This is a genomic window from Tolypothrix sp. FACHB-123, from assembly GCF_014697075.1.
In the GTDB taxonomy this organism is placed as follows: domain Bacteria; phylum Cyanobacteriota; class Cyanobacteriia; order Cyanobacteriales; family Nostocaceae; genus Aulosira.
Map to the genome: position 1 here is coordinate 20,921 of NZ_JACJRE010000038.1, position 15,902 is coordinate 36,822.

A 15,902-nucleotide genomic window follows, 5' to 3' on the forward strand; every position below is an offset into this window, starting at 1 on the left:
AGAGAAAATTTTTCCAGAAATAAAAATAAACGCCGATATTTTCTATCATCGACGTTTATCAGGAGTTAAATTTGTCTAGACCAATTCGCTATGATGCACTTAATATTTATTGAATGAACCGCCAAGTACGCCAAGAACGCCAAGAGGAAAGAAGCAATTATTAAGTGCAAGTGTACAGAGAATTGGTATTAGTAGTTGCTGGGAAAATTTCTCTTCCCTAGCTCCTAGCCCCTATTTCTCCAGATTCTGGAAATAAGCTTCTAACGCCTCATGTACCAATTCGGTCATTGGTCTACCTTGGCTGCTTGCGGCGTCTTTGAGCTTATTGTAAACCTCATGTTGCAAGCTAACACGGCGGCGAGTCTTATAAGTAGCAATGGTAGTATTTTCAATTGCTACTTCTTGTCCTTCGCTGTCTGCGGTTCGTGAATCGGCTATTGCTTCGACTAAACCGTCGCTATCGTCTGTAATATCTGAATTTGCCACGGATTGTACTGTGTAATTAGCTGCAAACTCGCGGATAGCATCAAAACCGACGCGATCGCAAAAATCACCAAAGCTTTCTTCGGCGTTTTTCGCCTGCTTAAAGTAAACGAAAATCGGCTCTAGTTGGGTTTCCAAATCGTTGTGGTGTAGCCGTTCCATGTAAGGCTGGGCTAACCTTGTCTGATTTGGCGAACCGCCTAACCATACTTGGTAACTTTCCGGCGCACTTCCCACAAAAGCCAGTTCCGCCATGTAAGGACGAGCGCAGCCATTAGGACAGCCTGTCATCCTTACCACAAATTGCTCGTTTTGTAAACCAACTTTATCGAGAATTGTGCTAATCCGGTCTAAAATACCAGGAATTGCTCTTTCCGATTCGGTGATGGCTAAACCGCAGGTAGGTAAAGCTGGACAAGCCATTGCTAACCTTTCTAAGCGGTCTATTTTACTGGGGTCGGAGATCACCCCACAACGGTCAAGAATGGCTTGAATTGCGGCTTTATCTGCTGGTGCAATTTCGTAGAAAATCAGGTTTTGGTGGGCTGTTAGGCGGATCGGTAAGTTAAATTGCTCAACAATTTCCCTTAAGGCGGTTTTCAGTTGAAATGCACCTTCATCCTTAACCCGACCGTTATCAATGGAAATGCCTAAGAATAGGTTGCCATCGCCTTGTTCGTGCCAGCCTAAAAAGTCATGATATTTAAATTCTGGCAGTTCTTTAAAGGGGGCGATCACTTTGCCAAAATATTCTTCAACTTTGGCGCGGAACTTCTCTACACCCCAATCGTGCAGTAAATATTTTAATCGGGCGTGACGGCGGTCAGTGCGATCGCCATAATCTCGCTGAGTAGCAACAATGGCTTTGACGATGTCGTAAACATCTTCTTTCGCTACATAGCCAATCGGATCGGCTAGTCTAGCAAAGGTTTCTTCTTTGTTATGTGTCCGCCCTAAACCACCACCAGCAAATACGTTAAAACCTTCTAATTTGCCTTTTTTATTGGTAATAACGACCAAGGTGAGGTCTTGGGAATATAAATCAATAGAATTATCCCCCGGCACTGTCACACAAGCTTTAAACTTGCGCGGCATATAGTAAGTGCCATAGAGGGGTTCTTCAGAATTGTTGATTAATGTCCCGTTAGTATCGCTTTGTCTGGCTGCTTTTACCTCTGGGCTTTCTTCTGCGCTAATTGCTTTTTCGCCATCTAGCCAAATTTCGTAATAAGCACCAGTTTGGGGCGACAATAAATCAGCAATATTTTGGGCATATTCCCAAGCGTACTGGTATTCTGGGCGATTTTTAAAAGGTACGGGGGGAGCCATGACGTTGCGGTTAACATCGCCACAAGCACCCAAAGTAGAACCGAGATTGTTGACGATAGACGCGATCGCTGCTTTGAGATTTTTCTTTAAAATCCCATGTAGCTGAAATCCTTGGCGGGTAGTGGCTCGCAAAGTATGGTTACCATATTCATCAGACAGCTTATCTAAAGCTAGATATAGCTGCGGCGGTACTAAACCGCCCGGATTTTTTGTCCGCAGCATAAACTGGTAATCTTTCTCCTGCCCCTTGACGCGATTATCACGGTTATCTTGTTGATAAGACCCGTGAAACTTCAGCAACTGCACTGCATTTTCGCTAAAGTGAGTTGTATCCTGAAGTACTTCAGTGGCTACAGGTTCACGCAAAAAATTACTGTTTTCCTTGATTCCTTCGACTTTGGAAGGCTTACGGCTAGCAATCGGGGAAGGAGGAGATTTAACCATTAGAGTTGTAGACTGTTCTTAGTAAGGCATCGGTAGACGCCGAAGCTGCAAATTTCAAAGCACCTTTTCGGCTAGGTGATCCCCGGATATCCGGTCGGAATTATGAGGAATATGAGTATTTTATTCTAACATGGCAAAAAGCTGGCCTTGTTAGTGACGCAACACTTAACAAAACCAGCATACCAGTATATATGGTTGTGCCAAACTTTCAGATTGGGAACTTTAGAACAAACAACTCCCTCATCTAGCTAATCTGACACCTTTTTGCAAACCTATGAAATACTTCAATCCCTGGATGAGTATTTCCGGGCTAAGGCAGGAAAAAAATTATCCCATGCCCTATGCCCTATGCCCCATGCCCCATGCCCCATTCCTATCTAAACCGATAACCTACACCACCTTGAATGCTGACAGCAGAAGCTGGGCTATTTTGGTAAGTCTTCATACCTAGTGTGGTATTACCGTAGAGCATAAAGTTTTTAGCAACTTCAGATTCTACACCAGCAGTAATAGCTACGCCATCGCGATCGCCTAGAGGAGTTTGCTTACCATCAGTTTCCACAAAAGAATAACCACCAGCTAAGTAAACGTTAGTTCCTTTAGCAATTGGTGCGTCTATGGAAACTTGAGGAATAATCGCCGTTGTCTGATCGTTAAACAAGATTTGAGTACGTGCAGAAAATGGAGTGGGGCCTAATTTTAACCGGCCTGTGACGTTACCACCAAATTGAGCATCTTGACCAGGTTGTCCGCCATTAGTTACACCACCAGCAACACCAGCGCCAATATAGCTAGCATCAGTACCTTTTTGTGTTTGTGCAGAAGCTTGACCTGCATTAATCAAAAGAGGAGCAATTACTACAGAAGACAAAGCAGAAATTGTCACAAAAGACTTAATTAAACCTTTCATAATTCGCACCAAATATTGTTTTTTTGCTGTTAAATTAAAAGTCGCAAACCAATCAAAAAGGTTCCAACATTTCTTCAATTTCTACTAAATTTTTGTCTCTATTGATGCTGGTACGTTTCCAGCCATGTATTGATCTGAACTTGAAATAACGATGCTATAATTACAAGCTTTTTGCAGCCTATCCGGGAGTTTTTCGTTAAGGTAGACGCTTTGATAACTGGCACAATAAATATCAATAATTATTAGAGCAAAAATACAAGATGAAAAAGTTATTTAAGCATTGATGAGATATTTTCATATAAGCTGAAATATGAGGTTGTAACAGCTATTGCAACAAGCTCTAGAGGGAATCTATAAAGTTAAGTTTTAGAGACTTCTATGGAGATTGAATAATGCTAACCGCTGCAAAAACATTATCTGGTTTGATGGGTTTATGTGTCGGTGATGCGTTGGGTGTGCCGGTGGAGTTTACTAGCCGCGCTGAACGAGTTCAATCGCCTGTGACAACCATGCAAGGTTATGGCACATGGAATCAACCACCAGGAACTTGGTCAGATGACAGTTCTTTGACGTTTTGCTTGGCAGAAAGTCTTTGTAGAGGTTATTCGTTAGATGCTATAGCCAATTCCTTCTGGCGCTGGTATAAAGCTGCTTATTGGACTCCTAGAGGTCAGCTATTTGATATTGGCAATACCACCCATGCCGCGATTATGCGTCTGAAACAGGGTATTTTGCCCCGGGAAGCTGGGGGAAAAATCGAAAACACCAATGGTAATGGTTCGTTGATGAGAATCCTGCCAATGGCTTATTGCCACAAAATCTTGACCTATAACGAATTAATTTCACGGGTACATGATGTTTCTGCCATTACCCATGCCCATGCGCGATCGCGCATGGCTTGTGGTATTTATATTACGATTGCCGTTGCCCTGTTAGAAGGGGCTGACCCGGAAATAGCATATTTACAAAGCTTAGAGAAAATTCAAGCAATTTATTCTTTAAGAGAGTATTTGTTAGAAAAACCCCATTTTGCCCGTATTTACAGCGGTGAAATCCAGAAGCTGCCCGTAGAAGAAATTAATTCTGGCGGCTATGTTATCGATACCCTAGAAGCAGCACTGTGGTGTTTGTTAAATAGCTCATCTTATTCTCAAGCAGTGTTAACTGCTGTTAACTTAGGTGGCGATACAGATACTACTGCGGCGGTTACTGGCGGGTTAGCAGGAATTTACTACGGAATAGAGAATATTCCCCAGGCATGGATTAACCAAATCGCCCGCAAACAAGACATTATTAACTTAGCAACTCGGTTTGCAGCTGCTGTTTATAATTAGGTCAGTTGTCAGTTGTCAGTTGTCAGTTGTCAGTTGTCAGTTGTCTTTCTTATCCTCCTTGTCCCCCGGTTACCAAGTTTCGACTACGCTCAACCGTCGCGGAGCCGAGGCGCAAAAAAATTCCCCAATAAATAACCCCATCTCCGAGAAATGTCAAAAGATGGGGTTATTTATGTTGAATCGTCTAGCAATCACCCTTGATTTGTTCCGAAATCCATTGCAGGTAAGGTTGAGAACCTGCAACAATTGGTAAAGCAATAATTTCCGACAACTCATAAGAGTGCAGTTCCCGAATTTTGGCTTCCAAGGTAGAAAATTGTGCCAAATCGGTTTTAATGAGTAACTGCCATTCATCTTCTGTGTGTATTTTCCCTTGCCAGGTGTAAATCGAGTGGATTGGCAATAGACTCACACAAGCAGCGAGTTTAGCTTCCACAAGGGCATTAGCGATGGCTTGTGCCTCTTGAACATTGGCTGCTGTCGCTAACACCACACCGTAGCCAGCAGGTATTTCCATAATATCTAAACCGGAGATAGGGAATATACCTGACCATCAATCAACAGCCGCGTGATGCCTTTAGCTTGGAGATGAGTACGCGCCTTGTGTAGCATTTTACTATCAGGCACTTTAATCACGCGATCGCGCTTGGTAGAGAAACGCTTAGCCACGCGATGGTTATCGAACACAGGTAGAGTTCTTTGCTGAGTTTCTAAGTTAGGAATTTGACCTAAATCGCCAAAGTCTCTCAGTGGTCGGGTAATTAATTCTGAGGATCTATCAATCACCAGATAGCAAGTTTTCGGCAACTGTGCGGAGGACAAAGGTAACACCTGCACTGGTGCTTCCCCTGGTCTGCGTCTGGTGACTAAAGGTCTTGCTTCCTCATAGTCTTCGTCCTCATCCTCATCATAGAAATCATCGTCTTCGTCTAAATCGTCCTCTAAATCGTCCAAATCCTCAGATTCATCCAACAAGTCTTCGCCTAGCATTTGGGCTAATACGTTGGCTTGTGGCGGTTCATCATCTAAGATGCGGCTAGAAATACTGCTAATTTCTGTCCGTTTGGGAATAGGAAGGTTAGGAACTTCTGGTGCCTTAGGAGTAGGCAAGCTGACGATTTCTGGCAGTTTCGGACTGGGGACGCTAGGAACTTCTGGCGGCTTTTTCGGGATAATTTCTAGCTGTTCAGCAGCAGGCTGCTGGGCTTTTGCTTCCGCTGAAGAACGCCGTCTTACCCGTCTAATCGCCAGAGTTGATTCTTGGCTATCGTCTTCTTCTGATGCAGCTACGACTTTTTCTGGCTCAACCTTAGGTAACTCCACAACAGGTTTGTCGATAATCGGAGTTTCTTTTTTTGGTTGTTGCTGAGTCAAAAGGGGTAACTGTTCGTAGTTTACCTGTGCCCTACCTTCAGGAGTTCTGGCAGCACGTTTCAAAGAAACGAGGTACTCGTACTCATCTTCTGGCAAGGTACTTTTCAACAGACGGCTAATTGTCGAGTTACTAACGTCATACCGTTCCGCCAAAGTTGAGGTGGTTTCGGCAGATTCTCGATATAACTTGAGAATTTCTTGTTTGTCAGAATCGGTTAATTTTCTCACGGTAGACACCAAAAATCTTTTCTAAGCTCGTTTTCTTCCTCGCTCCCGCCGCGATCGGCTCAATGATGTGTCATATTCTAAAACAGCGCCCATGCCAAATAACACTCCACTAAAAACCCAAAACACTTCTAATATCTCTCCACTTTGATAATTAGGACCTTGAGCATATTTAAACCACATATCTGCAATGTAGAGCGAAAATGCGGCGGCCGCAATCATTCTCCATGATTGCGCCACTTTTCCTCCCCAAAAGGCTAAGAGCAAAGTTGTGGCGATAATTAAAATCGCTACATCGCTGACTATGTAGAACCAATTCAAAACAGTACCTAGCAACTCTAGTTCTTTGCTTTGTTGCAGCGAAATCCACCAGGCTAACAAACTACCAAATACGCCAATGGCTAAAACAATTAGCCATTGCCATTTTTCGAGATTGATTCGCCTATGAGCCGCTGCTAAAATCATACCTGTACCAAGACACAGATAGGTTACTACAAAAAACACATCGCCAATAGAAACATCCGGTTCTTCTTTTAAGATTATTTCCGTATAACCGAAAAATATCCCCCCTAGGAAATAAGACAGCATACCTATGCCAATGGCGAGCCAAACATTGCGACCACTGACAATTTGCGGACTACGCCAATTCCTCAAGCATAAGATACCGGCACCCAGGTAAGCTAACGCTTCAAAAATATTTGTACCAATTACATACCATTCGGCACGAGTTTCGATGCCATTTGCTCCTGGTACTTTAGCGCTAAACAATAAAAAGTATAGCAGTGCCAGTACAGCCCAGCCAATGCCTAATAAAACTATATTCCCAGTTGTGAAAATAGATTTAGAACGGTAGGAATTTTCGTAAGATGTACCCATAAGCTTGATTATGTAAACAGAATTTGGCAGAATTTTGACTTGCATGACTGTGTAGGCAGGAGTTTATCTGCAAACCCACTAGTCAATTGCTCTTTCCCTCAATGCACAATTAGATGCCAAGAGCAACTATCCGTGGCAACAGTTTTTCCTAATTTGTCTATGCTATTGCCACAGTTTACTCATTGGAGATTGATTTAGCCAACTGATAAATAGCGATCGCTCTCCATCCGGCATATCTTGTAATCGATCCACCACAGGATGAGCGAAGTTGGCATTGCCAAAGTAGGTTTTTCCTAGCTTATGGAGTTCTTGTAAAAAGATAATTACATGATTTTCTTGCCAAGCAGGTAGGCTGTGGGTATCCAGCGGATCTTGCTTGAGCAAGTATTTGACTGCTTCTGGCGTAGTCGCTTGGGGAAGTTGCTTTTGTCGCAATATCTCCGTGATATCTTTTTCAAATAAAGCCGCTTGTCTAGCACCTAAAAAATCTTCAATGTCCATATACACAGCTTGCAATAGCAGCAGGCTACCTTGGGTAAAAACTCCTGCTTTCCCGTGACTACCTGTATCGCTACCTAGCTGTTCTAAACGGATTTTTCCCCAGACGCTAAAACGATCTGGCTCCTCCAACAATACACAGGCTTTGCCGCGTTGATCCGTTAATTCTCTCCACAAGGCTCTAGCTTCTTCCTCTTGGCTAGCTTTAAAAACGCTAATCAAGCGAAATGTTTGCCCCTGATAGTGGAGGACTGGCATTGGCTGATCCCGCTTCGGGTGCTGAATGCTTGATATTTCTACATCCTGCCGTTTGAGAATAAACATGGCACTAGCAAATAACTCCTCTCAGGGGCGTTCTCAATATGCGATCTATAATCCGATTTGCAAGCATCGCCAAGAGTGCGATTACCTAGCATACTGTAGACGGAAACCTCGCGATCGCTAGAGGCTACTCTACAATAAGCTACCCAGCATTGATTTACCCCAATACCCAAATCACCCATTGACCACACAATATATAAAAAAAATAGTCCATTTACTTCGTTTTTAGTGTACATTGAGTAACCAGCGACTAGCATCTTAGCCTTCCTACTGGGAAATCTGCAATTTTCAATTGCTTCTTGGTGAAGGAAAAGATATAATTAAAAAAATGACTCTTGTAAGAGCCATTGTATTATCTTGGGCGCGTAGCTCAGTGGATAGAGCAATTGCCTTCTAAGCAATCGGTCGCAGGTTCGAACCCTGCCGCGCTCGTTTTCAGTAAAGACAACATTAATTTTTTGAGATAATGCGATCACCTGGTAATAGCAAGCGATCGCTATGCTATTAGATAGGGTTGAGTTTTAGTAGTAATCAGGTGTCCAAGAACGCACGAGAGCAATGTGAACTGTGTCACAGAGAGATGGAGAATTTAACCGTCCATCACTTAGTTCCGCGACAAAATACCAAACGCAAGCACCAAGATCCAGGCGAAACAGTCAATATCTGTTCTGCTTGTCATCGCCAAATACATGCTTTATTTGACAACAAACTACTTGCTAAAGAACTCAATACTCTAGAAAAACTCTGCAATGAGCCGCAAATGCAAAAATTTCTGGCTTGGGTAAGAAAGCAAGACCCCGGTAAGCGAATTGCAGTGCATCGCTAAAAACTCAGGTGCGATCGCTTTTTCTTGACTTAAACAAGTTTGATCCTCAATGAGAATAATAATAATTGTTAAAAAATTTGGGCGAGCGCAGATTCCGGTAGTTTGTCTATGAGGTGGAAAGCGATCGCCTATTGTAATTTTTCCTGGGATAACGCTCAATCAAAGTTGGCGTCGAATAGTAATGAACCGTCCGTTGACAGTACGATATAGCGATAGTTACGGGGTGCGGAACCCCAGAACTTACTCAATTGCTTGATATTGTAATTATTTGGCACATTAATTTCAAAATATCCATGTTCTGGAACCCAAGCAATCCACATACCATTGTTTGCTTGGCTGTAACCCATTTTGCTCCAAAACAAATTACGGACAGATCGCTCTTGTGCTTGGCTAATAGGTACAATCACCTTTCGCCAAGATGGACGCCCTGCATTGCGCAAAGCTTCGCGGTTCAAGTTAGTGGGTAATGTACGCCCAATACTGTTGTAATACCAACTATAGCGTGCTTTCTCTGTCAGCATATCAAACCTGGTACAAGCGTCATATACTGCTGAAAGCAAGCGTCCGTCGCTAGCATAAACACTATGTATGTAATTACCTAGCTTTAGTAAGTTGATTGCTTCCTGTTTGTGTGAGCCTTGGAGTTGATCGAAACTGGGTGCTAAAGTAATGCGATCGCCTTGCAAGCTTTGATAAATTTTTGTTTTTCCCCAAGGGTAAGTTTCTTGGCGCTGCAATTCATCCCATCGCTTCTGTACTTGTGGTTGCACTTCCTCAAGTGGCTGTACAGATCCAGGACAGTTAGCTTGTGCTTTGGGTATTGTCACTAAAAAGTTGAATGTGGAAACGATAGGTAAAATCCACAATGTTTTTTTGTATAACATAACACCAATAATATTAGATGTTGAAGATTAATACTTTGATGTACAACGATGTACAACCCCAACTATAAATTTACTCAGAAATAGGGGAGAACTAGGGCAATTGCAATAGTGTATATGGCTCATGAATGGGGAAGATAATCTTATTTGCGTAGCTTGAAGAAAAAACTCACCAATGCAATCAATGCAGGTGCAGCGAGCCACAACCAAAAACCAGGAAGTAGTTCGGATAAGGCTAGTTTTTTAAAAGGGTTACTACCATCAGGTAATCTCACCCAGAAGGCTGATATTGTCCCTAAAAAACCAAAGAGAATAGATATTAGTCCAGCTAAAGTAGAAAACTGATATTGTTGTCGGAAAAAGAAAGCGCAAGAAACCCAATAACCGGGATTAGCTAACCATCCAAGACTAGGCGGAATTTGTAAAAATAATAATCCAAAGAAACCGACTAAAGTAAGTTCTGCACCCGTCATTGTGGAAATTGTATTTGTCAGAGTAGCGATTTCTTCTTTATTGTTTACACCCCCAAATTGGATATCGACTATCCTAAATGCAAGTGCAGGTAAGCTAAGTGCAATCCCGTAAATAAAGAGTGATAAAAGTATAAAAAGAATGCGAGTTTTCATCCTAAATTTTGTACATAGAAGTATCAGTAACTCAAGATTTACTAAAAAATAGGGGAGAAGTCGGGTAAGTGCGATCGCTTGCCATTAAAAAATTTCAATAATTAAGACTATCATCATCAACCCTATGCAATAGTAAGATAATTTTGTCTGAATAAATGGTTACTTTTTAGCTGCTTCTCTTAGTGTTAACTTGGAATTTAAAGTCACAAAATAGCAAATTAGCAAAAATTTAGAAATATTATGTGGGTAAGTGCGATCGTTGCGTATTTGCATTACTTAAGCTTTATCTTGTGTTTTGGTGCGTTGGTGTTAGAAGGATTTACTTTAACCAAAGATTTGAGCCTAAAAGAAGCTTGGAAAATTGTCATAGCTGATGCGATTTATGGTATATCAGCAGTTGTTGTGCTGATTACAGGTATCCTGCGAGTTCTTTATTTTGGTAAAGGTGCAGATTACTATTTGCACAACCCAGTTTTTTATGCCAAAGTAGCAGCTTTTATCGTTGTGGGTTGTTTGTCTATTTATCCCACTGTTTCTTTTTTAGGTTGGTTGAAAAGTCTGTTACGGGGTGAATTACCCAAGTTAGAATTAGCAAAGCTGAACCGTATAATTTTGTTAATTAGGGCTGAATTGGTTGGCTTTATTCTCATTCCTTTATTAGCCGCGATCGTGGCTAGAGGAATAGGGACAAACTTAGCTTAAATTAGATAAAAATAATGTGTTCCACTAAAATCATAGTCAAAAAAACAAGCAGGATAACGAAAATTTTGACTCAATAGCCAAATCATAGTCAAAAATGTGAGTAAAGAACTCAGTTTTTGCATCTCTAAATCTTTTATAAAGGCTGAAACCCTTGATTTACCGTAGATTATATGGACAAAATAAAAAGCCCGTGACGAGGATTGAACTCGTGACCTCACCCTTACCAAGGGTGTGCAAAACAACCGATTATCGAGGCTTTGAGCAAGTTGCATAGTTGGATTATGCAAGAACTATGCAACTTAGAGAATGTACGAGAAGCCGTCATCTAGAGTACCTAAGATTAACCCACGCAACAACAATGGCGGAATCATAATTAGGTTCCAATATCAAGGGAAGCAATACTCACTCTCTCCAGGTGGTAAATATAGCGATAGGCTAGCGATCGCGAACGCCTATAGAATAGCTAGTCAAATTAAAACTGACATTCTTGCAGGCTACTTTGATCCCACGCTAGAGAAGTATCAACCAATAGTTCAACAGCCTGATAACCTTGTCTCAATCAATAAAAATGTAGCGTTAAACCTTAAGGAATTGTGGGAACAGTACAAGGTAGCTAAACAAGCAAGTGTGGCTGAAACCACTCAAAAAGAGAAATGGTCACAGATTGATAGATGCTTGACTAAAATTTCACCTGAGATGTTGAATCTAGAAAACGCACAGTTGTTGATACCAGAATTACTCAAAACCTATTCTGTTACTACGCTTGAGCGCATTATTAACGATATACACGCTTGTAGTAATTGGGCATTTGAGATTGGATTAATTAGTATTAACCCTTGGAGAAGGTTGAAACAACAGTTACCAGATAAGCCTCAAAGCGGTAGAACAAAAAAAGCATACTCACGAGATGAAGTCAACGCTATCGTTCAAGCTTTTAGGGGTGATTGGTACTGCAACATCAAGTCAGCCTTCAAAGATAGTTGGTATGCTGATTTCGTAGAATTCTTGTTTCTTACTGGATGCCGTCCTGAAGATGCGATCGCGCTAACTTGGGATTGTGTGAAAGAAAAAGTAATTGTCTTTGATAAAGCATATTGCTGTGGTGTACTAAAAAGTACCAAAAATAACAAAGCTCGTATGTTTCCAATCACACCACAAATCAGAGAGTTGCTAGATAGGCATTCAACTTATATTTCTCCCATTCCTGGTAAATTAATATTTCCAGCACAGAATGGTAGTTACATCAACCTCAGAAACTTTACACAAAGGTACACCAAGAGGATTGTAGAAAATTTAGTCAACGAAGGTAAGGTAAAACAGTACTTACCAACTTACAATCTAAGAAATACTAGTATTACTCATTATCTACGTCAAGGTGTAGATATAGCTACTGTAGCGGCGCTTATGGAAACATCAGAAGAGATGATTAATTTGCATTACTGGAGTCCAGATGATGACATTATCAATAATAATGTTCAGTTACCTGAGATTTAGAAGCATAGTCATAATACAGGTACAAGTACCAGCGTTATAACTGTATTCATCATACTCGCACTACAGCACTCATAATACAAACATTAACTAAGGATAGTAAACACGCATTACTATCCTTTTTTCTTACTTCATGTAACAGCTAATAGTTATCTCATGTACGGCGCGCCTTCAATATTAAGTAAGTTACTATGGCTAACTTCACGTATGTACGATAACTAAGATTAACAACTTATTGTAGTTAGCTATTTGCATTAATGCAATTACCAATAGATAAGATACTTATCTTAAGTAAGAGTTACATGAACTATCTTAAATACATTTATCTTAGCTAAGATATCTACCTTAACTATCTATCTTATTTATGATTAGATAATGTACTTGTATGCCGTAAGAAAATAGAGTTATCAATGCTAAAGCTATTAACTAGATTGACATCAATAAGAATGAAGTAAATTTGCTGTTAATATAATCAATCCTCAAAAAATATCTAGATCTAGATAATAGATTTGAATCATTTCTTTTCTAGAAAGTAAACACAAATTCAATTTAAATGTTTACAATGAATATGAGGATTAAAAAACCTCTCTGAACCATGAAAACTGAATATCCAAGACGCTCTGAGGTAACTGAGGCATTGAATAGCCAAGAATGCTGAAGGTAGGTAAAAAACGGGCTGAGGATATTCTGTATAGTACCTGACCACACTTCTAAGGAAGACTGGTTATCCCTTATCGTAAGAAAGGGTTAGACATCTAATAATTAGATGGCTAGGTCGTGTCTATTCAATTTAAATTTAACGATAATAACAATGACAAATATGAAAAAAAATACGCTAACTCGCGTTGTACCTACAAGATTAACCAACTATGATTATGATACTTTTGTGGCTACTGCCAAACAACATAAAATGTCTACTACGGCTTTACTGAGGCAGTTAATTCTAGAGTATATCGATAAGCAAAAAACAAAAATACCAGTACTTAATTGAGTACTGGCGTTTCTGCTTATAAAATTTTAACTATATTACTTCGACTATATTAAGCTGACTAATTTAATTCGATATATTAATAATAATTTTAACATGACTTCTAATTATAATAACATTCCTTATGTAGATCAGCGTCAAGAAGTTATTAATTGGCTATTAGAAAATGGTTATCCAGTATTGCCAGTAGCACCAGCCCAAGACGCTAGTAAGTATCCCCAGCTTAAAAAAAATACTAAAGAAATTGAGTTAGATAAACATGGTAAACCTCAGCCCATATTCACAGGTAAGAATCCATCATATCTAGATAAAGATGGTAAACCACATCTCATAAACCACAGCAAATATCAGAATGAACTACCTACTGATAAAGAATTAGAAGAGTGGTTTGTTCATCCAGATAACGGTATTGGTACGCTAGGTGGATGGAACAATACTATTTGGTTAGATTTTGATACTAAAAACTTTGATTCTCTAGAAGATTGCGATCGCGCGATTGAATCTTATCTAGAAGATTATCCACAATTACAAGAAACATTTACCGAACGCACTCATAGTGGTGGATATCGATTAGGAGTCAAAGTTAAGCAGCTACCTAATTTTACAAATTTCTCGCTAAAACCCGGTGGTCATCATATAGGTGAAGCATTAGGGGAAGGAAGGTTTACTGTATTAGCTCCAACCGTAGGAATATCAGGGAATGCTTACTGCAATATCAAGCGAGTTCCATTGATTGAAGTAGAATCGCTGGAATCAATAGGTATTTATTCAACCAAAAAGCAGAAGGAAGAAAAAACAAAAATCAAAAAGGAAACAACCCGCGCTCCTCAACAAGTTAATACATCTACTATTAGATTGGAATTGTTAGGGAGTGAAACGAGTAAAAGTATTTTGGAAGGTAATGCTGCTACTCAAGACCGTTCTGAAGCTATGACAACTGCCATTAGAGAGTGGTACGGTTGGGAAAACTGGTGTAATGAACAAGGTATTAACTACAGTGGCACAACTGAGAAACTAGCTCAAGAAGCTGGTAAGAAGTTAGGGATTGATTCAGATAAGATTCAACGAATTCTAGATAGTGTTGACCCTAATGATTGCCATCCAGCACTGCTATTTATGGCAGATGAATCTGAATGTTGGTTAAAAATTCGCAACCTAGATAAGAATGTCTATGAACAAAGCTGTCCAGACCATATTAAACAAGAAATCGATTCTAATTCGCCACAAGAGTATGAATTAGCAATGAATAACGTAGAGCGCATTTTGCAAATTGAAGACCCTGGACTACAAAAGTGGGAAATAGAACAACTCGCAAGGAAACATAAAATTAAACCCAGCAAGCTACTAGAAATTTATGAAGCTAAGTTAACTGGTAGTCAGAGCTTTGCCCCTAAAGATGTTCACGAATTTCTAGCCTCTACTTCAGATGAACGTGAATGGGTGATTGCGGCTCATATCAGTGTAGCTACCACTGTGCTTTTATTTGCCGATGGGGGTGTAGGTAAAACACTACTAGCCTATGACATTTGTAAAGCTGTTGCTACTGGTCAAGCTTGGAATGGTTACAGAACTAAGCAGGGTCAAGTCTTAATCATTCAAACTGATGAACCTGAGATTGATACAACAGAACGGCTGAACATTGCTGGTTTTAAAGATATCCCAAGAGGAGTAATTAACATTGAAACTAATTGGCAGTTTTCACAGATACGCCAATTGAAGCAATGGATTGAGCGCGAACATCCCACATTTGTGGTGATTGATTCTCTAACATCAGCTAACCGCAATAGTGGAGTAGAAGAAAAAGATACATCATACGGTGCTGTGTTATATGATCTACGAGATATTGCCAATGAGTATAAATGCTCAATTATGGTTTTACACCATGAAAACAAAGCTGGTGGTACTAGAGGTACAACAGCGATTTGTGACAATGTATCTGAAGTATGGCGGCTGCATAAGGGTGAAGCAAAAGATAATTTATCAACCACACAACGGGTATTAGAAATAGGAAAGTCCCGTTCAGGTTGTACCGGACAATATCTAATTAATTTAGATGCAGATAATTACTCTTGGACGCATCAAGGTAACTTTGGGGAACCAGAAAATGTATCTAAACCATTAAAGGACAAACTACTAGGTTTTCTGGAAGACCAACCAGGAATTGAATACACAGTAGACCAACTGGCAACCGAATTTAATCGCAACCGGGAAACTGTCAGACGTAACCTAGAGAAACTACGTCAAAAAGGGCAGATTGACCGTAAAGATAAAAAAGCAGATACAAATGGTGGTAAGCAACAAGTATGTGTTTATTTTGCTCCTCACCTACGAATAAGTGTGGAACCTTGCCTTGAAATGCAGTTATAGCAAGCTTTGTAAGCCTCCACACTGGGGGTAAATCTAAGGGTCAACACATCTTTAATGTTGATCCTTATAGTCAAAAACTTGATTACTTTAATCAGAACAATTGTAGTTTTTAATTATTAGGTAGATGTTGCCTGTTTGCTAATACCATTTCACGAAAATCTTGATACACTTCACTCCCCCAGCTTGGCTATGTCTATCAACTTCAAGTGAAATGGTATAACCCCTCT

General features: G+C 40.3%; 15 protein-coding genes and 1 tRNA gene. 8 read left to right on the plus strand and 8 right to left on the minus strand.

Features of this window, described 5'->3' with window-relative positions; all coding sequences use genetic code 11:
* Positions 1-231: 231 nt before the first annotated feature.
* Positions 232-2,256, minus strand: a complete 2,025-nt coding sequence (sir, locus tag H6G41_RS22550; RefSeq protein WP_190748807.1) for a sulfite reductase, ferredoxin dependent — start codon at positions 2,254-2,256, stop codon at positions 232-234.
* Positions 2,257-2,629: 373 nt separating this feature from the next.
* Entirely contained in the window at positions 2,630-3,166 is a 537-nt protein-coding gene (locus tag H6G41_RS22555) for an outer membrane beta-barrel protein (protein ID WP_190748809.1), read from the minus strand.
* A gap of 392 nt (positions 3,167-3,558) precedes the next feature.
* On the opposite strand from H6G41_RS22555, the gene H6G41_RS22560 reads away from it, so the two are divergent.
* Positions 3,559-4,500 (plus strand): ADP-ribosylglycohydrolase family protein, encoded by a 942-nt coding sequence (locus H6G41_RS22560; RefSeq protein WP_190748811.1) that lies wholly within the window; start codon positions 3,559-3,561, stop codon positions 4,498-4,500.
* 184 nt (positions 4,501-4,684) lie between these two features.
* Here H6G41_RS22560 and cutA read toward each other — a convergent pair whose 3' ends face one another.
* From cutA to H6G41_RS22580, 4 genes are all read right to left on the minus strand, one after another.
* Entirely contained in the window at positions 4,685-5,017 is a 333-nt protein-coding gene (cutA, locus tag H6G41_RS22565; protein WP_190748814.1) for a divalent-cation tolerance protein CutA, read from the minus strand.
* 5 nt (positions 5,018-5,022) lie between these two features.
* Positions 5,023-6,102, minus strand: coding sequence for a transposase (locus H6G41_RS22570; RefSeq protein ID WP_190748816.1), 1,080 nt, complete (start codon positions 6,100-6,102; stop codon positions 5,023-5,025).
* Between the two features lie 21 nt (positions 6,103-6,123).
* The gene (locus H6G41_RS22575) at positions 6,124-6,975 is read right to left on the minus strand and encodes a hypothetical protein (RefSeq protein WP_190748818.1); all 852 of its coding nucleotides are present in this window, start codon (positions 6,973-6,975) and stop codon (positions 6,124-6,126) included.
* A gap of 162 nt (positions 6,976-7,137) precedes the next feature.
* Entirely contained in the window at positions 7,138-7,797 is a 660-nt protein-coding gene (locus tag H6G41_RS22580; protein WP_190748820.1) for an Npun_F0813 family protein, read from the minus strand.
* Between H6G41_RS22580 and H6G41_RS35840 the strand changes: the two genes are divergently transcribed.
* The 3 genes from H6G41_RS35840 to H6G41_RS22590 all read left to right on the plus strand — a co-directional run bounded on the left by H6G41_RS35840 (position 7,796) and on the right by H6G41_RS22590 (position 8,620).
* Complete coding sequence (locus H6G41_RS35840; protein WP_277878175.1) at positions 7,796-7,918, plus strand: hypothetical protein; 123 nt, start codon at positions 7,796-7,798, stop codon at positions 7,916-7,918. The genes H6G41_RS22580 and H6G41_RS35840 overlap by 2 nt on opposite strands.
* Before the next feature lie 235 nt (positions 7,919-8,153).
* Positions 8,154-8,226, plus strand: a tRNA-Arg gene (locus H6G41_RS22585).
* Between the two features lie 103 nt (positions 8,227-8,329).
* The gene (locus H6G41_RS22590) at positions 8,330-8,620 is read left to right on the plus strand and encodes an HNH endonuclease (RefSeq protein WP_308796278.1); all 291 of its coding nucleotides are present in this window, start codon (positions 8,330-8,332) and stop codon (positions 8,618-8,620) included.
* A gap of 155 nt (positions 8,621-8,775) precedes the next feature.
* On the opposite strand, the gene H6G41_RS22595 is transcribed toward H6G41_RS22590, so the two are convergent.
* Both H6G41_RS22595 and H6G41_RS22600 read right to left on the minus strand, forming a co-directional pair.
* Complete coding sequence (locus tag H6G41_RS22595) at positions 8,776-9,504, minus strand: hypothetical protein (protein ID WP_190748822.1); 729 nt, start codon at positions 9,502-9,504, stop codon at positions 8,776-8,778.
* A 140-nt stretch (positions 9,505-9,644) separates the two neighbouring features.
* Entirely contained in the window at positions 9,645-10,127 is a 483-nt protein-coding gene (locus H6G41_RS22600) for a hypothetical protein (RefSeq protein ID WP_190748824.1), read from the minus strand.
* Between the two features lie 240 nt (positions 10,128-10,367).
* On the opposite strand from H6G41_RS22600, the gene H6G41_RS22605 reads away from it, so the two are divergent.
* The 4 genes from H6G41_RS22605 (at position 10,368) to H6G41_RS22620 (ending at position 15,675) form a co-directional block, all read left to right on the plus strand.
* Positions 10,368-10,829, plus strand: coding sequence for a DUF2214 family protein (locus H6G41_RS22605; RefSeq protein ID WP_190748826.1), 462 nt, complete (start codon positions 10,368-10,370; stop codon positions 10,827-10,829).
* A 306-nt stretch (positions 10,830-11,135) separates the two neighbouring features.
* Positions 11,136-12,323, plus strand: a complete 1,188-nt coding sequence (locus tag H6G41_RS22610; RefSeq protein WP_190748828.1) for a tyrosine-type recombinase/integrase — start codon at positions 11,136-11,138, stop codon at positions 12,321-12,323.
* 808 nt (positions 12,324-13,131) lie between these two features.
* Complete coding sequence (locus H6G41_RS22615) at positions 13,132-13,311, plus strand: hypothetical protein (protein WP_190748831.1); 180 nt, start codon at positions 13,132-13,134, stop codon at positions 13,309-13,311.
* 93 nt (positions 13,312-13,404) lie between these two features.
* Positions 13,405-15,675 (plus strand): AAA family ATPase, encoded by a 2,271-nt coding sequence (locus H6G41_RS22620; protein ID WP_190748834.1) that lies wholly within the window; start codon positions 13,405-13,407, stop codon positions 15,673-15,675.
* Positions 15,676-15,902 lie beyond the last annotated feature (227 nt).